Origin of the sequence: Bacillus sp. SD088, from assembly GCF_017355205.1 — a bacterium.
In the GTDB taxonomy this organism is placed as follows: Bacteria; Bacillota; Bacilli; order Bacillales; family Bacillaceae_C; genus Lederbergia.
Window position 1 is genome coordinate 299,935 of record NZ_JADIJK010000001.1, and the last position, 20,694, is coordinate 320,628.

At 39.7% G+C, this 20,694-nt stretch carries 18 protein-coding genes; 5 read left to right on the plus strand and 13 right to left on the minus strand.

The window, feature by feature from the left end:
* Positions 1-257 precede the first annotated feature (257 nt).
* The 6 genes from IPU53_RS01190 to IPU53_RS01215 form a co-directional block, all read right to left on the minus strand.
* Positions 258-1,400 (minus strand): exo-beta-N-acetylmuramidase NamZ family protein, encoded by a 1,143-nt coding sequence (locus tag IPU53_RS01190; RefSeq protein ID WP_207446594.1) that lies wholly within the window; start codon positions 1,398-1,400, stop codon positions 258-260.
* 130 nt (positions 1,401-1,530) lie between these two features.
* Positions 1,531-2,883 carry an ABC transporter substrate-binding protein gene (locus IPU53_RS01195; protein WP_207446596.1) on the minus strand — a complete coding sequence of 451 codons (1,353 nt, stop codon included), beginning with the start codon at positions 2,881-2,883 and terminating at the stop codon, positions 1,531-1,533.
* 84 nt (positions 2,884-2,967) lie between these two features.
* Positions 2,968-4,068 carry a serine hydrolase domain-containing protein gene (locus IPU53_RS01200; RefSeq protein WP_242697981.1) on the minus strand — a complete coding sequence of 367 codons (1,101 nt, stop codon included), beginning with the start codon at positions 4,066-4,068 and terminating at the stop codon, positions 2,968-2,970.
* Positions 4,043-4,963, minus strand: coding sequence for an N-acetylmuramic acid 6-phosphate etherase (murQ, locus tag IPU53_RS01205; protein ID WP_207446605.1), 921 nt, complete (start codon positions 4,961-4,963; stop codon positions 4,043-4,045). Before murQ ends, IPU53_RS01200 begins: the two co-directional genes overlap by 26 nt.
* A gap of 191 nt (positions 4,964-5,154) precedes the next feature.
* Positions 5,155-6,303, minus strand: coding sequence for an anhydro-N-acetylmuramic acid kinase AnmK (gene anmK / locus IPU53_RS01210; RefSeq protein WP_207446607.1), 1,149 nt, complete (start codon positions 6,301-6,303; stop codon positions 5,155-5,157).
* Between the two features lie 3 nt (positions 6,304-6,306).
* On the minus strand, positions 6,307-7,212 hold the full coding sequence (locus tag IPU53_RS01215; RefSeq protein ID WP_207446609.1) for a BadF/BadG/BcrA/BcrD ATPase family protein: 906 nt from the start codon (positions 7,210-7,212) through the stop codon (positions 6,307-6,309).
* Positions 7,213-7,421: 209 nt separating this feature from the next.
* Between IPU53_RS01215 and IPU53_RS01220 the strand changes: the two genes are divergently transcribed.
* Positions 7,422-8,444 (plus strand): serine hydrolase domain-containing protein, encoded by a 1,023-nt coding sequence (locus tag IPU53_RS01220; protein ID WP_207446611.1) that lies wholly within the window; start codon positions 7,422-7,424, stop codon positions 8,442-8,444.
* A gap of 312 nt (positions 8,445-8,756) precedes the next feature.
* On the opposite strand, the gene IPU53_RS01225 is transcribed toward IPU53_RS01220, so the two are convergent.
* The 3 genes from IPU53_RS01225 to IPU53_RS01235 all read right to left on the minus strand — a co-directional run bounded on the left by IPU53_RS01225 (position 8,757) and on the right by IPU53_RS01235 (position 11,467).
* Entirely contained in the window at positions 8,757-9,512 is a 756-nt protein-coding gene (locus IPU53_RS01225; RefSeq protein WP_207446613.1) for a class I SAM-dependent methyltransferase, read from the minus strand.
* A gap of 461 nt (positions 9,513-9,973) precedes the next feature.
* Positions 9,974-10,153 carry an SE1832 family protein gene (locus IPU53_RS01230; protein ID WP_207446615.1) on the minus strand — a complete coding sequence of 60 codons (180 nt, stop codon included), beginning with the start codon at positions 10,151-10,153 and terminating at the stop codon, positions 9,974-9,976.
* Positions 10,154-10,249: 96 nt separating this feature from the next.
* The gene (locus IPU53_RS01235; protein ID WP_207446618.1) at positions 10,250-11,467 is read right to left on the minus strand and encodes a CynX/NimT family MFS transporter; all 1,218 of its coding nucleotides are present in this window, start codon (positions 11,465-11,467) and stop codon (positions 10,250-10,252) included.
* Between the two features lie 194 nt (positions 11,468-11,661).
* On the opposite strand from IPU53_RS01235, the gene IPU53_RS01240 reads away from it, so the two are divergent.
* Positions 11,662-12,651, plus strand: coding sequence for an NAD(P)H-quinone oxidoreductase (locus IPU53_RS01240; protein WP_313886428.1), 990 nt, complete (start codon positions 11,662-11,664; stop codon positions 12,649-12,651).
* Positions 12,652-12,780: 129 nt separating this feature from the next.
* Entirely contained in the window at positions 12,781-13,587 is an 807-nt protein-coding gene (locus IPU53_RS01245) for a YihY/virulence factor BrkB family protein (RefSeq protein ID WP_207446620.1), read from the plus strand.
* A 316-nt stretch (positions 13,588-13,903) separates the two neighbouring features.
* Here IPU53_RS01245 and IPU53_RS01250 read toward each other — a convergent pair whose 3' ends face one another.
* The 3 genes from IPU53_RS01250 to IPU53_RS01260 all read right to left on the minus strand — a co-directional run bounded on the left by IPU53_RS01250 (position 13,904) and on the right by IPU53_RS01260 (position 17,440).
* Positions 13,904-15,289 (minus strand): L-cystine transporter, encoded by a 1,386-nt coding sequence (locus tag IPU53_RS01250; RefSeq protein ID WP_207446622.1) that lies wholly within the window; start codon positions 15,287-15,289, stop codon positions 13,904-13,906.
* 76 nt (positions 15,290-15,365) lie between these two features.
* Positions 15,366-16,280, minus strand: coding sequence for a S66 peptidase family protein (locus IPU53_RS01255; protein ID WP_207446624.1), 915 nt, complete (start codon positions 16,278-16,280; stop codon positions 15,366-15,368).
* Between the two features lie 176 nt (positions 16,281-16,456).
* Positions 16,457-17,440, minus strand: coding sequence for a nuclease-related domain-containing protein (locus tag IPU53_RS01260; RefSeq protein WP_207446625.1), 984 nt, complete (start codon positions 17,438-17,440; stop codon positions 16,457-16,459).
* Between the two features lie 252 nt (positions 17,441-17,692).
* On the opposite strand from IPU53_RS01260, the gene IPU53_RS01265 reads away from it, so the two are divergent.
* Both IPU53_RS01265 and IPU53_RS01270 read left to right on the plus strand, forming a co-directional pair.
* On the plus strand, positions 17,693-18,448 hold the full coding sequence (locus tag IPU53_RS01265; protein WP_207446627.1) for an AAA family ATPase: 756 nt from the start codon (positions 17,693-17,695) through the stop codon (positions 18,446-18,448).
* Positions 18,449-18,492: 44 nt separating this feature from the next.
* Positions 18,493-19,518 carry a DUF1646 family protein gene (locus tag IPU53_RS01270; RefSeq protein WP_278253219.1) on the plus strand — a complete coding sequence of 342 codons (1,026 nt, stop codon included), beginning with the start codon at positions 18,493-18,495 and terminating at the stop codon, positions 19,516-19,518.
* A 313-nt stretch (positions 19,519-19,831) separates the two neighbouring features.
* Here IPU53_RS01270 and IPU53_RS01275 read toward each other — a convergent pair whose 3' ends face one another.
* On the minus strand, positions 19,832-20,419 hold the full coding sequence (locus tag IPU53_RS01275) for a KpsF/GutQ family sugar-phosphate isomerase (RefSeq protein ID WP_207446629.1): 588 nt from the start codon (positions 20,417-20,419) through the stop codon (positions 19,832-19,834).
* Positions 20,420-20,694: the final 275 nt, after the last annotated feature.

Consider the following 20,694-nt stretch of genomic DNA (forward strand, 5'->3'; position numbering starts at 1 on the left):
TTTATATTGCGGTTTCATTAATAGTTTTAGAAAACGAGTGGATTTTCCGAATATTTTGGTAGATATACATGAAAAGTAAGAGAGGAGGATAAAAAGAGGTTTTTTGAATAGGCCTCGAATATATGAATTTAGTGTTCTCTCTTGCTTGCTACACTAAATTTCTCAATCGAAAATCAGCAAAATAAAGTGTTTTTTCATCCCCCACTTACAATTCTGGAAGTGGGGGGCTTACTACGAGTTAATTCGGGGGAAATCACTTAAGAATACAAATGATAACGGGTACTTAGTTTTTGAAACGCTTCTGCTTCCTGCTGAAATTCTCCCCAAAGGCTATGAACGGTTTCATTTAGCACATGTTTCCGTACCTGATCTGTCCGGGATAGATTATCGAGTGCATACCTGTTTGCATTTTGTAAAAATTGCACATCCTTCGAAGCTAGCTTCACAATCTGCTCAATCAGGACAAGTCCAGCGTAAAGAGGTTCAAAAATATGCCGATCGATCACATGTAATTGCACACCTGAACATAACTTCCCAGCATGCTTTTGTTTGGCAGGGATGAATGTCGTTGGGCGGGCAATCACTCCTGGTAATGAACGAGAATTAAATTCGTTTGCTAACTGTGCTGCATCTAAAAAGGGAGCACCGATGTATTCGAATGGAAATGCCGTTCCTCTTCCCTCTGAAAGATTTAACCCCTCGATCAAACATGTCCCCGGGTATAACAAACACATATTTAAGCCTGTTGTATTCGGAGATGGTGGAACCCAAATATAACCTGTATCATCAAAATACATATCTCGCTTCCACCCCTCCATGGGCACTACTTCAACATCACATATTAGACCATACTCATGTGCAAAAAGCAGCGCAAGTTCTCCAATTGTTAGGCCATGGCGATTGGGAATTCGAAGTTGATCGACAAACGTGGAAGATCCCTTTAAATTGAGGTAATTTCCTTCTACCTGCTTGCCTCCAATCGGGTTGGGGCGATCCAAAACAAGCATGGGAATGCCGGCTTCTCCACATGCTTCCATCACATGAGCCATTGTATAAATATACGTATAATATCGCGACCCAATATCTTGCAGATCTAGAACCATAACATCAAGTTCGTTAAGGATTTCGGATGATGGCTTTCTCTCCTTTCCGTATAAACTATACACAGAGAGACCGGTCCGCACATCAATAAACGTATCAATCGGCTTCCCTTCATCTTCATCTCCCCGTATGCCATGCTCAGGAGCAAATAGTGCGCGTAATTCAAATTCTTCATGCAAACGGTCAATCGTTGATCGAAGCTGTTGATCAATACCAGTTGGATTGGTCACTAAGCCAATTCGTTTTCCCTCCAGCCGCTTTCGTTCATCTGTTAAAAGTACTTCAACGCCCAATTTCAATTCCTTATTCCTCCTTGCCTTAATTAAGCTTGGCTTCTTAAATCTATCTGATCAATCCAAATTCCTCGTTTAGTTAAAAAATGGATCCCCCGCTTGCAAATTGATCGCAATTCGGGGGAAAATCATAGATTTATTCAGTCTCCATTGCTTTTCTGATATTTTCCTCTGTTTTTTCTGTCATTTCTCTTAAAAAGGTGTTAACATCTGTATCCAGTGAAGCAAAATCTTGCACACCTCGATACAAAGCATTATAGTCTAAACCAGCGTATGGACTTATTTCCTCTACTGGAAGACCAGGATTTCGATCCATAATAAAGATGGATTCCAAGTTTTTATCCTCTAATCCTTCGATTTCAGAAGCAAGTGTTGCTTGAATATCCGGATTGTCTAACACTGTTGTCCGTCCTAGGTTTCGTGATGCCCACTCTTGGTAATCATCAGATAAGAAATACTCTAACACTTCATAGACAGCCTCTTGATGTTCCGTTGTTTCAGAAGGGAAGACGTAATAGGCATCAGGGGGAGTTATAATAGTTGGTTGATCCTCCCAAACTGGCATTGTCACCATATCCCAATTTAACCCTTGTTCTTCATAGGCTTTCGCATTTGGAAAACGGTCCCAAGCAATCGTCATTGCCACATCATGATCACCGAAGAAATTTGCTCCCCATTGATATAAATAATCCCCAGGATCTTCTTCAGGTAATATATCTGGGATGGACCACAAGCTTTCCAAGTACTTTACATATTCAGCGTAAATCGGTTCTTCTAAAAACAACACTTCATTTGTTTCCGGATCAACATGGGTCACCTGCCGTTGGTCTAGCATCATTTGTGGTGAATTAATATCAAAACCACGGTACATTTTTCCATTCTTTTCTCCCGTAACCTTTGCTGCTAGTTCCCGTACCTCATCCCATGTCATATTGTCTGTCGGATAGTTCACTCCAAATAAATCAAAAATATCCTTGTTGTAATAGAGACTGTCAGCCCCTTGATAAAGAGGAATCATATACATTTGTTTATCATGTACTTGATTTCGAACAAATTGTTCTATTTTCGGATCTATTCGTCCCCAATCATAGTCATGACTTGCAAATAATTCATCGAGTGCATAATCCATCTCATATTTCTGCATAATTCTTAATTGCGCTGCACCTGAACCAACCCACATATCAGGAACAGTGCCTTTTGCCAGCAATTCCTCCACTTGTTCCACAAGACCAACATTCGCATCTACCCACTCCAACTTAATATGGGGCAAAGCCTTTTCTACCGGGTCCTTATAATGCTCAATAAAAGCATCTTCTCCCCAACCATAAGCAAATGTCAGTGTCACCTCTTCTGGTTCCTGCGCTTGAGCTTGCTCATCACCCTTCCCATTATCTGTTTCTCCCGTCCCGCTTTCCTTGTTGCTACAAGCCATAAGTAGGCCGAAAAGTAGAAAAACGAGCCCTAACCCCCACCACTTCTTTTGAAACATGTACTTCCCTCCTCAAATATTGAATGATTCTATTGTTTAAATAAGATTTAAACCAAGCTTAGTAGTCGATAATGCTCTCATACCTTAAGCAAATTCCTTGTCTAAATGGGATACAATTAAATTATGCAGCCTTGGTCTAAGCCGAAGAATTCCGTTTTTATTTTTCGAATGCACTCGATTTGTTAATAAAATTACTGTTAGCTTTATTTCAGGATCAAACCAAATACTCGTTCCAGTATATCCCGTATGCCCATAGGAATAGTCGGATAAGAGATCACCACTGGCTAATGTTCCTGCACTCTGCATTTGCCATCCAAGCCCTCTCGCTTCCTGATCAAATGGGGTAAAATTCTTCCTCGCTAAACGTAAGACAGAACTTGTTATGATTCTCTTTTTCTTGTATACACCATCGTTTTCAATCATCGTCGCCCATTTAATTAAATCATTGAGAGTAGAGAATAAGCCGGCATGACCACTCACTCCCCCCATCGCTTCTGCATTCTCATCATGGACAACTCCATATTTATAATCCTCGCATTTATCTGAATACTCCGTCGCCGCAAATCTCTCTTTTTCAAAAGGCAGATTAAAACCCGTTTCATGCATTTCTAACGGGCGAAATAACGATTGCTCGGCAAAACTTACAAATGATTGTTCTGTGATGGTTTCAATAATTCCTGATAGTAAAATAAATCCTAAATCACTATAAATGACTGTTTTTCCAGTTTCCTCAACTAAGCTTTCGTTACAGATTCGTTCGATCACTCCCCTAGGATCAAGTGATTCTAAATAAAAGGGCCGATGGGCTGGTAATCCAGAGGTATGTGTCAATAAATGTTGAATCGTGACATCCCCCTTTCCCCTTTTTTCGAAGTCGGGGATGAAACGTGAGACCCGATCATGTAAATGAAATGCTCCTTCTTCTAAAAGTTTCAGCATCAATGGAAGCGTTGTCAAAATCTTTGTTAGAGAAGCAAGATCATAAATCGTTGCCTCTTCCACCGGTTTTGGAGAAGGATGCAAGGTTCTTGCACCAACTCTTTCTTGGACCAACATTTGACCTTCTTTTGCAATATACACCGCAGCCCCCGGGATATATTCATTTACAATTTCTCCTTCGAGAAAATCGATCACCTTTTCTCTTAATAAGCCATTTCTATCATAATGCTTGTTTTCGTTTAGCAAGTTGAATCGCCTCCCTGACAAAACCATTTGCTTTCTCAATATATTGAAATGCTTCTTCGCTAGAAACGTCGGCCTCTAACATGACAATGGCTGGTTTTACTTTTAAATTTGTTTCTTCCAAAGCCTTTGTCGCTTCCTCAAACGGTTTCCCAGTAATAGTCATCAAGATGGTCCTGGCTCTATCCACTAATTTACTGTTTGTTGGCTGAACATCAATCATTAGGTTCTCATAAGCTTTTCCCATTTTAATCATGGAAATGGTTGTGAACATATTCAAGACCATTTTATGGGCGGTAGCGGCCTTTAATCTTGTGGAACCTGTCAACACTTCAGGACCGACAATGACTTCGATAGAATAGTCAGCTATTGTGCCGATGGGTGCACCATGATTACAAGTAAGGCCGATTGTCTTGGCACCAATAGATCGAGCATATTCGAGGGCGCCAATAACATAAGGCGTCCTGCCACTTGCTGCAATACCCACTACAATATCCTTAGAAGTTAGATTTTTTTGCTTTAAATCTTGCGCTCCTCCTTCTAGATCATCTTCTGCTCCCTCAACCGCTACAAACATTGCCTGATTGCCACCTGCGATAATACCTTGCACCATTTCTGGTTGGGTATAAAACGTTGGCGGACACTCTGCTGCATCTAAAACTCCCAACCTTCCACTACTACCTGCTCCTATATAGAACAGTCGCCCATCGTTTTGCAAGGCATTGTAAATCTGATCTGTTGCTTCAGCGATTGCAGGCATTACAGATTGGATTGCTGTAATGATTTTCCTGTCTTCATCATTCATAAGTTGTATCATTTGCAAAGTAGACATTTGGTCAATATCTTTTGAATTTTCATTTACCTGTTCTGTTATTAATTCCGAAAGCTTTATCTCCATTTCAACACGCCTCTCCTATGTCATCAGGTTGTTAATGCCTTCCTGTAATGCTTAGTTTTGTAACCTTATTTCGACTAAAGATCGACTAGTTCCATTCAATCGATTGAATTCTATGAATCTTACAATATCATTAATGAAATCATAATTCAATATAATTTTAAATATAATGTATATTTATTTCAAACCTATTCTCATTTCCCCCAAGTGATGGAGCCTAAAACAACAGATTGAGAAGCACCTGTGGCTTTAGGTACATTTGCAGGCTGACGATTTAGCGTTTCATTGCCAAGAATAGCAAAAGCAATCGCTTCTTTTGCTGCTGATGAAAAGCCAAGCTCTTCCTGGGTACGAACGGCGATTCCTGGTAAAAGTCCCTGGAGAAAAGCAAGCAAAGTTTTATTGAAACTGCCTCCACCGCCAACAATCATTTCATTAATGGAAAACTGTGAAAGAATAAATTTTTGATAAGCAGCAGCAATCGACCTGGCTGTAAAATAGGTTGCCGTTGCAATCAGATCATTTGGTTCCATCTGCTGGTGTTCTTGAATTATTTTTTCAACAAAGGTGTGGCCAAATAGCTCCCGTCCTGTCGACTTAGGAGGTGGCTTCATAAAGAAGTCCATCTCCATCCAAGTATTCACGAGTGAATGATCTACTTGGCCAGAAGCAGCCCACTTCCCCCCTTCGTCAAATGGTTGAGCCTTTACAATTTGGCAAATCTGATCAATAACCATGTTCCCAGGACCTGTATCAAATGCTAATAAATCTTCCACCCTTCCTCCTTTTGGAATGGCCGTCACATTTCCTATCCCACCAATATTTTGTAAGGCAACTCCCTTTTGATCACTTTGATATAGAAGATAATCCGTATAAGGAACAAGAGGGGCTCCTTCTCCACCAGCTGCCATATCCATGGAGCGAAAATTGGAGATCACCGTTATTCCTGTTTCATAAGCAATCACTGCTGGCTCGCCAATTTGCAACGTCGATCGTTCATAAGCCCCATCTTTATGAGGGAGATGATAAACAGTTTGACCATGTGAAGCGATAAAATCTATTTCTGTTAATGAAACATCCGCTTGAGTACAGACTTCTTTTACAGCTTGTGCGAATAAATAGCCTAGCCTAAAATTCAAATGGCAAACTAACGCAACATCTGAATGTTCGAGATCCATACAGCGAAAAATATCCTCTCTATCTTTGTTGGAATAGGGCATCGTAATAAAATCCAGTAATTCAATTTCAGTTTCATGTCCTGAGCCATTGATTTCTACAAGCGCGGCATCAATCCCATCAATGGATGTGCCTGACATTAATCCTACAGCTAATCGAGTCACCATATCTCACTTCCTCTCATATCCGTATTTAGAAGCAACTGACACGGCACCAGTAGCAGAGGGGCTATCATTTCTGATCCACTCTATATCCCCCACAATTGTTGAAAGTCCGGCCTTAAATTCGGTTTGTACATAGTGATTTTTTTCTAGTAATGAGCCTTTACAAGCTATTTTTAATGGGCGGCCTAATGCTAATCGTTTATGCAAATAAGCAGTTTGCTCTGCTAATTGCTGGCCAGCCTGATAAAAATATTGTTTAGCCTCCTTGTCTCCATTCACCGCTTCATTAAATATCGTCAACGACAATGCGGCGATGTCTCCTTTCGCAGCCTGATAGATGAACTCTTTCATCCCTTCCGCCTCTTGTACGCCAATCTCCTGCAATAATGTCTGTGATAATGATGAATGTGACAATCCTTGATCCACCTCCAAGGTTATCCTGTGTAAGGCTTGAATTACGACGTTATAAGCGCTTCCACCATCACCAAGAAGATGTCCCCAGCCACCGGTATAACCTTCCTTGTCTTTGTTCCGTCCATAAGAAATTGAACCAGTACCTGCAATTGTTAAGATGCCATCTTCCTCTCCTAACATGGCATGGTATGCCAAAACAGCATCGTTGACAAGAATGACCGGTAATGATGTTCTTTTTTTAAAAAACTTTTCAAGCTTAGCACGATGATGTTTCGCTTCAATTCCTGCAATACCTGCCACAATCTGCTTACATTTGTGCCCAAATTCACTTTGCAGACAAGCAGATACGGCTTCCCATATATGAATGGAGGCCCGCTCATAATCAACTTGCGGATTACCGAAGCCTGTTTCTACTGTAAACACAATATTCTTTTGTTTATCCAAAATTACCGCGCTTGTTTTTGTCCCACCTGCATCAATGCCAATTATGTAGGTCATGCACATCCCCCTTCAAGTACGAATTATAATTTTATTAATATAATCATATTATCGAAATTTAATTTTAATTCTATTTTAATATGATTATCTTAATATATCAACCGTAATTACGAGTATACGAGCATTTAGTAAATAACATTGAAGGTCATTTTGAGCATTTCACGAAGTTATACTATAGGTTCTTCGGATAAAGAAAGGAACGATAAGCGATGGAGCTAGTTCAAAACAAAGATATTTTTAAAAATATAACAGCCTACACCAAGACAGTAAAACAAGACATATACGCATCCGGGTCTGCATTGATAATTATGAAAGATAATAGGATTGTACATGAATGGTATTCAGGCACTCATCATTTTGAAAAAGGAGCAAAAAAAGTAGATTACTCTTCACAGTTTAATGTTTATTCGACAAGAGTAACTTATGTTGGCTTAGCAATGGCAATAGCTGTGTACGAAGGCTACTTACATCTTGAAGATAAAGTAGGCGACTATTTTGATAAACTTGATAAAAAAATCCTTGGAGAAACAACTATTAGGCATCTATTGACACGTTGTACGGGTTTAACAATTAAAAATGATAACATGCAACGTAAGTTTGAGTTAGGAACTAATATTGAGGGAAAAAGACCAGATTTATTAGCAGAAATATTGCACAAAGCTACTGGTAAAACAGTCAATGAAATACTGACAGATCGAGTGTTTAAACCTTTAAATTGGACAAATACGGAATGGATTACTGAAGGTAAAAGTAATTTAGTGTGCGATATAAATTCACCTGACAGCTACCCAGTATTAAGAATTGGATCAAATATTGGCGATGAAAGAAATTTATACGTAAGTGCTAGAGAATTAGCGTTATGGGGGAATTTTCATTTAAACAAAGGGCTAAGTGATGGAAGGCAGATTTTGGCGGGAGAAGTTTTTGATCTTGCTACATCCATTCAAAGTCCTAAAACTTTACCCAAGCAACTTCCAAAGTTTGGTTTTCTTTGGTGGATAAAAGATAGCGCAGTCTCCTGTGAATTTGATGAATTAGGTTCAGATTTACCAGAGGGTTCGTACCAAATTTTAGGAGCCTCGGGTTGTTCTTGCACCGTTATTCCTAAATTAAATGCAGTCGCTGTCAGGATGTACAATAGCTTATATCCATATGAAAATAAAGATTTTGACCATATAAAGGATATTCAAAGTTTCGGAAATTTAGTCGTTTCAAGTTTAAAAAGTCTTTAACAAGAAAAGCGCAAGGCGCCCGCCTATCGGCGACAAGCAAATGTTCTGAGACAAAGAAAGGCGTTCTTTGCCTTTCTTTGTCTCAGGTTATTTGACCTCGAGCCGATGGCGCCTGGAACTGGATCAAGCACTAACCAAAATTTATACTTTCCTATACTGTTACAAAAGCCTTTTGTATAAAAGAAGCGAGATGAAAAATCCCCAAACTTTGAAAGCTACTTTATCTGGATACAATCGTCCGTATGCCCCACTTCAAAGACTATAACCTTTGAAGTGGGGATTACGGAAGCTAACACCTCGGTATGTTTCGCCTTATTTCCGATGTGCTATTATCATTATCTCGATATCATTGATTGTTAAAGACTTTTTGCTGAAATTCCCTGCTGAACAACCGTATGCAGCATCTACCTCAAACCCTTCACTTCCCAATAAATATTTTAATTCGCGAAAAGTAAAAGCTGTTGTGTAAACTGGAACCTCTTTCATTTCACCTTCAGGACTAATTATTTTTTCCTTATCAATTTTAGTACAAGTATACGTATCAAATTCACAGTTATCAGTTAGATTTCTAGCAGCACTCAATGCATTAATAACAGTTAAAACGAAAATCCCATTCGGAGTTAACGCATTATAAACACCTTTCAGTATTTTACGGTGATTTTCTTCATTACCAGCTAATCCGAAAGCACCTTCACAAAGACATATAGCCCCTTCAAACTGCTGATTGTAATGTAACTCGCGAGCATCCGCAACAAAAAACTCTGAATTTAACTGTTGTTTCTTTGCAACTTTATTCGCATAATTGATAAATCCTGAAGAAATATCAACCCCAACTGTATTGTATCCCCGACGGGCCAATTCTAAGCAATGGCGCCCCGGACCACAACCAATATCCAGAATACTAGCATTTCTCGGAACCTCCATTATTTCAACTAAAAAGTCGACTTCCTGTTTTGTCCCTTGAGTATAGCCATACTTCAAATAATTTCCCCGGAGAAAATCACCAATTTCTTTATAATAATCACCATTATAGTCAAAGACATTAGATATATTTTTATCCATTTCCATCTTTTTCCACTCCGTGTAATCAATTTATAACCACGGAAGATGATCATTCCGTGCTCCCTTTTAAAATGCTTAACCTTTCGCTTTTAAGGGATACACGTTTTAATGAGGCTAATCACGTGTTATCCCCTTATATGTGTGCCCAAATAAACTCATTCTACTTTTCATGGACATTACCCCCTCAATTTCAAGATAGAAATACTATTCGACACTTTCTAATAAATCCCTCTAAATATGGCTTCGAAAAATGGCTAGTATTGTAATATCACTGAAGGATTGGTTCACTGATACATACACTACTTTCATTATTTCGAGTACTTTCCAGAGAAATAAAAGATCCTAATTGGAAACCATTAGAAAACGCTGTTGAAGGTTAACCTCAACAGCGTTTGTAATTATTGTTGTGAAATTACTACTAAAATATAAGTGAATCCCGTTGCCTTTAGGTCAGCTCCCTATGATTCCTATTCCACTTCATCCAATTTTTTATTCCACTCTTGCAACGCTACTTCTATTTCAGCGAGTTGCTTTTCCAAAGGGTGTAGGTTCCCTTTCACATACTCAAGTTTTTCTAAATCATGCTGCAACCGTACATAATCCGCCTTTAAATCCTCAATTTTATAAAGAATTTCCCTTTTATTCACATGATCACCTTCTCCTCTTAGAGGCATTTTAACATAATCGTAAATTTTTATCCCGACCCAATCATCCAGAAAAGCCTAATGACATTTTCGCTTTATTTAATCTGATACATGCCTGGTTTCTCCCACATATACATCTCGCCCTGCTCCAAATCCCGCAACAATGGTTCCAACAGCGATGATAAGAAGGAAAGATAATGGGATGGTCCATGAATGGGTATAATCAAATAAGAGGCCAATCAATATCGGGCTAATAGCGGCTAATAAATAGCCAACCGACTGCGCCAGTCCTGATAGTTGTGCTGCCTGTGTCGAATCAGCAGCACGCAAACTAAATAAAGTAAGGGCCAGACTGATGCATGAACCTTGGGCAACCCCTAGAAGCAATACACAAATAGAAAGAAAGACTGGACTACCGCCTATTAACAGTCCACTAAGACTAGCCAAGTAAAATACCCCGACAACCATGACAATTGGGCGCTGATTTTTCATTTTCCCTGCCAAAACAGGCGTTATAAAATTGGCGGGTAAACTACAAAATTGCATAAAGCTTAACATCCACCCTGATGCGGCAATACTAAATCCCTTATTCACTAATATTTCTGGGAGCCACGTGATGGGTCCGTAAAATAGGATCGATTGAAGGCCTAGAAACAGAGTAACTTGCCATGCTATAGAAGAACGAAACATATTTGTAATTGATAATCCGGCCGGTTGTCGCCCATGTCTTCCAGCAAATTTTAATACTTGGGGAAACCAAATGATAGCAGCCATGAGGGCCATTATTCCCCAAACAAGTAAAGCTTTATGCCAGCCAAGACCAAGTCCTCTTGCTAATGGGATGCTTAATCCTGATGCTGTTGCCGCACAAAATCCCATCGAGGTGGAATAAATACTCGTCATAATTCCTACCTTATAAGGATAGCGGTGCTTGACGATCGCAGGTAATAAAACATTACAGATTGCGATTCCAACTCCAATAAAAGCTGTACCGAGAAAAAGAAGATTTAAATTTCCAGAAGAACGAATAAGCACTCCGATTAATAGCACAAGTAAGCTCAGAAAAATAGTGGTTTCATTCCCCCACTTCTTTCCTATAATTGGCGCTAGGATCGAAAACAAGGCAAATGCAAGTAGAGGCAAAGTTGTAATCATTCCGGCACCCCCATTGGAAATGTCAAAATCGGCGCGGATCGTCCCAATCAAGGGACCGACTGATGTAATCGCCGGCCGCAAGTTAAAAGCTATAAAAACAATGCCGAGAATCAACAATAAACTTTGCATAGAAGATTCTCGCCCCAAGTTCTTATGGTTCATTTCAACAAAACCTCTTTCTTTATCTCGCATTAACTGGCTGTAAAACCTTCAAAAAATGCAAGTCCTTCACTTGCAATCCACTTTATTAAAACAATTTTAGCAAAGATTAAATATTTGTAAGTAAAGATCCATTCTTATACGATAACATAGACGAGGTTTATTTTTGAATAATGGAGAGAAGATAATTGATTGAGGTGATCATGATGAAGGCTATTTTAGTCGAAGAGAAAGATCAATCATTATATATTGGGGATTTTGAGAAACCTAAAATCGGTCCCAATGAAATACTTGTGAAAGTAAAAGCAACTGCCTTGAATCGAGCAGATCTATTACAAAAACGCGGGTTATATCCGCCTCCACATGGTGCTTCCCCTATTTTAGGCCTTGAAATGAGCGGGATTGTCGAAGAACTTGGTGCTGAAGTAACTGATTGGAAAAAGGGAGATCGAGTTTGCGCTTTACTTCCTGGCGGGGGCTATGCAGAGTACGTTTCTATCCCTGCAGATATGGGCATGCGAGTTCCTGAACGGCTTTCCTTTGAACAAGCAGCCGCTATCCCAGAAGTCTTTCTTACTGCTTATTTAAATATGTTTTGGCTTGGTAACTTGCAGAAAGGGCAAACGATTCTAATTCATGCTGGGGCGAGCGGAGTAGGAACAGCTGCCATTCAACTTGCAAAAGAGAAAGGTGCAAACATTATCGGAACAGCTGGGACACCTGAAAAAAGAGAGTTATGCCTTTCATTAGGTGCTGATTATGCGATTGATTATAAGGAAGGCCCCTTCTCCGAAAAGGTAAAAACCGCTACGGAGGATAAAGGTGTTGATCTTATCTTTGATTTTATTGGGGCAGATTATTGGGAGGAAAATATTCGCTCTTTGCGATTCGATGGAAAGCTGATTATTATCGGAACAATGGGAGGATCAAAGGTGAAAGAAGTCGATCTCGGAAAACTCTTGGCTAAAAGACTTCAAGTCATCGGGACAGCCTTACGAACTCAACCACCGGAAAAGAAAATCCAATTAACACAAGACTTATCCAGCTTCGCTTTCGCCAAAATTGCCTCTGGAGATATTAAACCGATTCTCGATTCCACTTGGGATTGGGCAGACGCCAATAAAGCGCATGCGCATATGGAACAGAATAAAAATGCGGGGAAGATTGTTCTGCGAGTCAACGCTTAGTCGACTTGCAGAATTTATAGTTGGCCTCATTATCATCGGCTTCAGCGACGTCTTTTTATGCCTCCTATGTTTTGAAAGATCTTCAATAGCTAAAGCTAATAGGAGATATGAACAGAGGGATGATAGGAAATGAAAGTAGTTTTATCTGTATTTAAGCGATTCTTTATCGAACGATTCCATGATCAATCTGCATTAATGGCATACTACTTTATGCTGGCCATTTTTCCTTTCTTGGTCTTTTCCTTTGCGATTATAAGCCTGTTTCCTGTTCAGTCGGAAGATGTACTCACCATATTAGAGCCTTATATTCCAAAAGGTAGCTTTACTTTAATCGAAGATAACATTATGGGCATTATCGGTAGAAATCAGACAAAACTTGCTTCTTTTAGCTTACTTGCAGCTTTTTGGATCGCTTCTATGGCTGTTCAAGCGCTTGTCCGATCAATGAATGAGGCCTATCGAGTCGTTCGTGGAGAATCCTTTTTCCTCGCCTTAGGAAAGGATCTTATTTTAACGGCGGGGCTGATGGTTACCTTGACCGTATCTCTATTGATTCCAATTGGAGAAGAAATTGGTCGGGTTTTCTTAGTCGCCCATATCTATCTCCCAACGTCTTTTTATCATTGGTGGACACTCGTAAAATGGGGAACAGGCTCTATCTATTTATTTTTCTTTTTTCTTCTTTTATACAAAGCAGTTCCAAGTTCTAAAATTCGCTTTGTTCATGCTCTGCCTGGGGCCATTTTCTCCACAGTGGGGTGGCAAACAGTCACGATTGGCTTCTCTTATTATGTTAGCTATTTTGCCAGCTATACAAAGCTTTATGGCTATATGGCCAATATGATTGTGTTGATGATTTGGTTTTATTTTACCGCTGCAGTGTTATTAATAGGGGGACTCATCAATGCTTCTTGGATGGATAAACAACTGAAATAAGAAAAGCGCAAGCGCCTTGCTCAGCCCCGACAAGCAAATGTTCTGAGACAAGAAAAGTCCGGTTTTGACTTTTATTGGCTCAGGTTATTTTGCAGAACATCGGCTAAGTTCGCGCCGTCCTGGCGCAATGCCGATGGACTCGCTCCTGCGAGCCTCGAGCCGATGGCGCCTGGAGCTGGACAACTCCAACACTCGGTCCCAAAGCAAATCCTAAAGAAAAGTTTATACTTTCTTATCTTTTTAAAAAATTCCCTGGCTCTCAATCGTGAGAATCCAGGGAATTTTGCATCTAGCTCCTACCGCCTTGCGCTTTTCTTTATATTTGCAAGCTTTGTTTTGGTTGATTATAGACATCGTCATCTAATTCACCGGTTATTTTACCTGTCAATACTCCCGCTGTCATACTTCCACTTACATTTAATGCTGTTCTTCCCATATCAATTAGTGGCTCAACCGAAATTAAAAGACCGACGATTCCGATTGGTAAATCTAGAGCCGAAAGGACGAGTAATGCAGCAAAAGTCGCTCCTCCTCCGACGCCTGCTACTCCAAATGAGCTAATTGCCACAATTAACACCAATGTACCAAGAAACACTGGATCAAGAGGATTGACGCCTGCTGTGGGGGCTACCATAATTGCTAACATAGCAGGATAAATACCTGCGCAACCATTTTGTCCAATCGATAATCCGAAGGAACCGGCAAAGTTAGATATTCCCTCCGAAACCCCCAATTCCTGATGCTGTGTTTTTATATTAAGTGGTAATGTCCCTGCACTTGAACGAGAAGTAAAAGCAAAGGTCAACACAGGGATCACCTTTTTAATATAGGTGATCGGGTTTTTACCGGCCAATAGGAGTAAAAGCAAATGGACGATAAACATAACAATAATCGCCACATACGAAGCCGCCACAAATTTCCCTAGCTTTACAATTGCTGAATAATCACTTGTTGCGGTTACTTTTGCCATCAGCGCCAAAACACCATAAGGCGTTAAACGAAGGATTAATGTGACCACTCTCATGACAATCGTGTAGATCGTTTCAACAATTTTAGCGAAAAAATCAGCATGCTCTGGTTCTTTTCTTTTTACACCTAAATAGGCTATCCCAATAATAGCCGCAAAAATTACCACAGCGATGGTCGAGGTTGGCCTTGCTCCTGTTAACTCCATAAAAGGGTTTTGTGGAAACAAGCTAACAATTTGTTGCGGGATCGTCATACCTTCTACATCCCCCACCGTTTGTTCTAGCTGTGTATTTCTTTGCGCTTCTGCTTCTCCGGCTTCAAGCTCAATGCCTTCCAATTGGAAGCCTAAAGATGTCGCAATCCCAATCGCTGCCGCAATGGCCGTTGTCCCGATCAAAATTCCGATCACTAGGGCACTAATTTTCCCTAAGTTACTTGTCAGCTTTAATTTTGTAAAAGCAGACACAATCGAAATAAACACAAGCGGCATAACAATCATTTTCAAAAAGGAGATATACCCGCTCCCAACAACATCAAACCACTCAACCGAATGTTCCGTCACACTTGAATCCGTCCCAAATACAAGATGAATATAAAGTCCAAGAACAATACCTAAACCTAATGCAGAAAAAACACGCTTTGAAAAAGAAAAATGCCTTTTTTGCATATAAAATAAAAGCCCAATTAAAAGTAGGAATACGATAATATTTACTATCACCCACAAGGTATTCATGAGATGCCTCCTTTCCTAAGTAGGGTTTGATCCTCCATAGTATATTCCCACAATATTCAATTCATAACCAAGTTTATCATTGGTAATAAGAAAGCTTTCCTTCTTGTGCGTGTAAAACAACTGGTATCCCAAGTGGCAGCGTAACCGTTGGCTCGCAATGTCCTGCCCTTACATTCATTACAGTTGGTTTTCCAAATGGGGCAATTATTTTTCGAAATAAATCTTTTACTTGAAAACTGTCGGGATTGCTTGATTGGCAATCGGTCCAGCTTCCTAATATAATCCCTCCTGCTTCAGCAAATTTTCCTGCTAGCGCTAATTGTGTGAGCATACGATCAATTCGATAAGGCTCCTCCCCTACATCTTCTAAAAACAGTATCTTTCCCCTTGTGTTGATTTCAAATGGAGTCCCAAGTAAGCTGGTAATTAAGGCTAAATTTCCTCCTGTTAACATTCCCGTTGCGTTTCCAGGTACAAGGCATTCGACTTTTTCTCCAGGAGGATTTTCAAGTCGCCCGACAGATTGGGAACTAGTTAAAACAGCAAGCATGGATTCAATCGTAAACTCGGATGCGGAAATCAGGTCAGATGCAGGCATCGGACCATGAATGGTTACAAGATTACTTTTCTGTTGTAAGGCAATATGTAGAGCCGTGATATCACTGTAACCAATCAGCAGCTTTGGATGATCGGCAATCATCTCAAAATTTAGAAAGGGAAGAATTTGCATGGCTCCATACCCACCGCGCAGGCAAAATATCGCATCGATATCAGGGTCAGCAAACATTTGATTTAATTCATTTGCACGCATAGCGGCGGGCCCCGCTAAATATCCACCCTCATTTTGATAGCATGTCAAGCCAACGCTCACTTGAAAACCGAGCCTTTTTAGAATAGAAATCCCCTTGTTTAACTTTTCTTCATCTGTCGGACCCGCAGGAGCAGTAAGTCCAATTTTATCTCCCGCTTTCAATGGATTTCTTATATCCATACTCTGTACCCCTTTCATTGTTTGCTTCTCTCTTCATCGTATTCCTTTTTGATTTATCCATGCCCTAACTTTATCTTTAGCGCAATGTTAATCGGGCTAATGTTGAAGGTAATCGGGCGGAATTTGGTGATTATCGGGCGAAGAATTCCGATAATTGGGCCATGATAACATCTTCTTCATATCCGTCCTTTTAATGTTTTAATACAAAGTCGATATCTTGCATTTCTCCCTTTACCTAAGACTTTGAAGCCTAATGTGGATAGAAATTTTTTAACAATGGAACTGGATGGTATCTGTAAAAATTTTCGACATTCCCTATTTGTAATTTCGGGTCCAATTAAGTAATAATAATCAATTAATGCGTGAATAGGAGCGGTATCATCGATTTTTTTACACCTTTGACATATCCATACCCTTTTTTTCACAATAGAAAAGCTCCTGCATCCTTCACAATAAACCCCTGATAAAAGCTCAGCTTTATCCACCTTATATTTTTTCATAACGTCTGGATTGTCGGGTGTATGGAGCTTTATCAGCACCCGCGATAGTTGAAGCATTTCTCTCTTAGTAAAAATTATTTTCAGATGCTGTCGATAAAAATTATCAACCCTTTGTCTAATGGCATCCGGGCGAATAACTTGTTTTGCGACAGCGGGATAATGGGGATTAGGTAAAATAATGGATGATTGATGGGTGAATACTACGAATGAAGCAGTCGGGGGAATCGGAAACGAAAAACAGTGAAGCAATCTCATTAATTGAAAGAGCTGGTTACATACCTGCTGAATGGGATTAGAAAATGATTCAGTGAGGTCCGGTAGCTTCCTTATCAATTGATTTTCTTCAATTAAAATACGACCTTTTAAATTTTTAGCTTCTAAAAGAATAATCGTCTCAGGAGATAAAAGCAAAAAATCAATTTGATAGTAGGAACCGTCTGGCAGTGGTAAACGAAGACTTTGAAAAACAAAGAGGTCTTCATGAAGGATGTGAGAGATGTAATAATCAAGTGACTGTTCACCATAAATGCCGGCATTGCAACGGGCCAACTTGGCTTCCACTTGATACCAACTAGGATGACTTTTTAGCAATCGCCGCAATAAAGCCGTAAGCTTCTCTTTTTCGACCGAATCTCCTCTTCTCTTTTTAATGATACTCAAAATATCACCTTCTTAAGAAATCATTTCAATACAAATTTCGACAAAAGATGGAAAAGTCCTTTATTTTAGGAAGAATTTTATTATCATGAATGGGCGGAAGGTGGTCGTTATCGGGCCAACTCTGACCCTAATCGGGCGCAGAATGCCAATAATCGGGCCGAGTTCTATATAACTACTGGCAAAGATGACAATCCCCCCTCTCTTTCGTTAGAATAGAGAAAAGTGAAATCTTTTAGTTTGGGAGTGGATAAGATGCTATTAAATAAATCTACGCAGTACATAAAAAGAATTAAGATTCTGAAAGAGCAAATTCCATCTTATTCTAAATACCCTTTTGATTTGCCTATTGTTCAAGCACTGAATGAGCTCCCTTTCCACCCCCAAGTCACTTATCTAATTGGTGAAAACGGAATGGGGAAATCAACTCTAATAGAGGCGATTGCAATCGCCTATGGATTTAATCCTGAAGGTGGAAGCTTCAATTTTAATTTTTCCACCTATGACTCTCATTCACCACTTGAACAATATTTACGTTTAATCAAGGGCGTTCATAAACCAAAGGATGGATTTTTCTTAAGAGCTGAAAGCTATTATAACGTAGCATCTAATATCGAAGAGTTGGATCTCGATCCAACTGCCGGTCCTAAGATAATCAATCAGTTCGGTGGTGTTTCCCTGCATGAACAATCACATGGAGAATCCTTCTTCGCCACATTTCTGAATCGCTTTAGAGGACAAGGCATTTATCTTTTAGACGAGCCTGAGGCAGCCTTATCTCCCTTACGGCAATTATCGATGTTATCACGCATGCATGAATTAGTGGAACAAGATTCCCAATTTATCATTGCCACTCATTCCCCCTTACTCATGGCCTATCCTCACTCTACAATCTACGAGTTTTCAGAGGATGGAATCAAAGAAACCACCTTAGAGGATACTAATCACTACCTTTTATTCAAGCAATTCTTTGATGACAAAGAAAGGCTTTTACATCATTTGTTTATATAGGTGCCTGGCACACCCCGGAATTTGTCGAAAGAAGGTTGAAAGTTTTGAATGTGACTATTATTGGTTTAACTGTTGTATTAATGCTTGTTTTGTTTTTGCCGTTTACTGTAAAAGCTGTTGAGGAAAATTTGGAGGCCTTTTTATTTTTGATGGGACTAGCAGCGGCGTTTATTAGTAAAGTTCTTGATGGTCCGTTGTTTTTTAAGGCTTTAGAAGATCCCATCCATATTACTTTAGCTGTTTTCATTGCCGGCTTATTATTTCGTTGGTTACAGTCACCGATTGAGAAGGGAATTTTAGGCTTAAGCCGAGCAATTCCAAGCCGATTGTTTCTAGCTATCATTGTTATCATCCTTGGCTTGGTTTCAAGTATCATCACAGCGATTATCGCCGCTATCGTACTCGTTGTTATCGTAAGTGTAATCCGTCTCGATCGCCAATCAGAAATTCGCCTTGTCGTGTTAGCCTGCTTTTCCATCGGATTAGGGTCCGCCTTAACTCCATTGGGGGAACCTTTATCCACGATTGCGACAAACAAGCTTGGTGAGGATTTCTTTTTCTTGATGCGACTGATTGGAACGAATGTGATCCCTGCCGTATTGATTTTTGGAATTCTTGCAGCTGTGCTAGTCAAGCCGGCCAAGGATCAAACTGGACTTTCTAGTTCTCTTGAGGTAGAAAGTTATGGAGAAATCATTATCCGCGCAATTAAAATTTACCTTTTTGTTATGGGTCTGACCCTGCTTGGGGCTGGATTCGAACCTTTTATCGAAAAGTATTTACTTGGCCTTAGTCCGCTACTGCTTTATTGGATTAATATGATTTCAGCTGTCCTCGATAATGCGACATTAGCCGCGGCAGAAATTAGCCCACTTATGGAGCCGCCGACCATTAAAGCGATTTTGCTTGGACTTATGATTAGTGGAGGTATGCTCATTCCTGGAAACATCCCGAATATTATCTCTGCGGGAAAACTAAATATAACAAGCCGTGAATGGGCACGATTTGGTGTTCCAATTGGACTAGCCGCAATGGTTCTCTATTTTCTGATCATCTTAATCTTTGGCTGATGCAGACATTAGACAAGAAGCACGGCCCAGATTTGGGACTTGGACCGTGCTTTCCTCCTTATTCATTCATTTCCGGTGCTTCCTGTAGTGTGTGATACCTGGAAGCATATCCTTGTTCACAAGTAGAAGGATAGCCCCAATTGAAATCAACAAGCTTGCCCAGATCCAAATCATTTTTTTCATTTTATATTATAGGTAGAATGTCTTTGTCGCTTGTCATCTCGCCCACGATATAAATCTCTTAAAGATATTCCTATAAAACTCATAATCTCTACTCCTTTTTATATAATATTCATCAAGTCAAACCAATCGTTCATTTGCTTAATTGTTTGCCTAAACTTCCCCCAGGATGGTATAAATGAAAATCCTCTTTTTTAAAATTACGATTTTTACAGAGCGAAACCGCTAGTGCATCCATCATAACGAGGACAAGAGTTGTACTGATCGTTGGGGCTAAACCGAGGTGATCGGCTTCGGCTTCGTACTGATAAGTCAATGCAACATCACAAGCCTTCGACAATGTAGATTCTTTGTTTTTAGTAATCGCTATTTTTTTTACTTGCATTTTTTCTAGTGAAGGTAGCAAGCTTAGCACTTCTTCTGTTTCCCCGCTATTTGAAATCATGAGAACGATATCACTTCTCTCAACCATACCTAGATCGCCATGTACTCCTTCTGTACTGTGGACAAAAAAAGCGGGTGTTCCTGTACTTGCAAGAGTTGCAGCAACTTTCTTGCCAATATGTCCAGATTTACCGACACCAGTTACAACCACCTTTCCTCCACAATTTTGAATGAGACGAAAAGCTTCATCAACATTACTATCCAACTTTTCTGATAGTTCTCTAAGAGCTAACGCTTCTATCGCAATCGTTTTCTTAATTTCATATAAAGCAGACATAAGCCTATCTCCTTTAACTAAATGATATACAAGTGAATGAAAGTTAAGAGCCAGACCACTCTCTCATTCAACCTGTAATATATTATTGTGTGTAATCGTTTACCCATATGCATTATAACAATTTTTCTATTAAGCTCAATAACCTTTTAAAAATCTATGTTACTTTGCTTGTTTGATTTCCTTATATTTAGATAAAAGAATCTAAAAAAGGTGTTGTCCTATAAGGGCTATGAAAATCACCAAAACCGGTGACACGAATAGCATCAGCCGAAGCC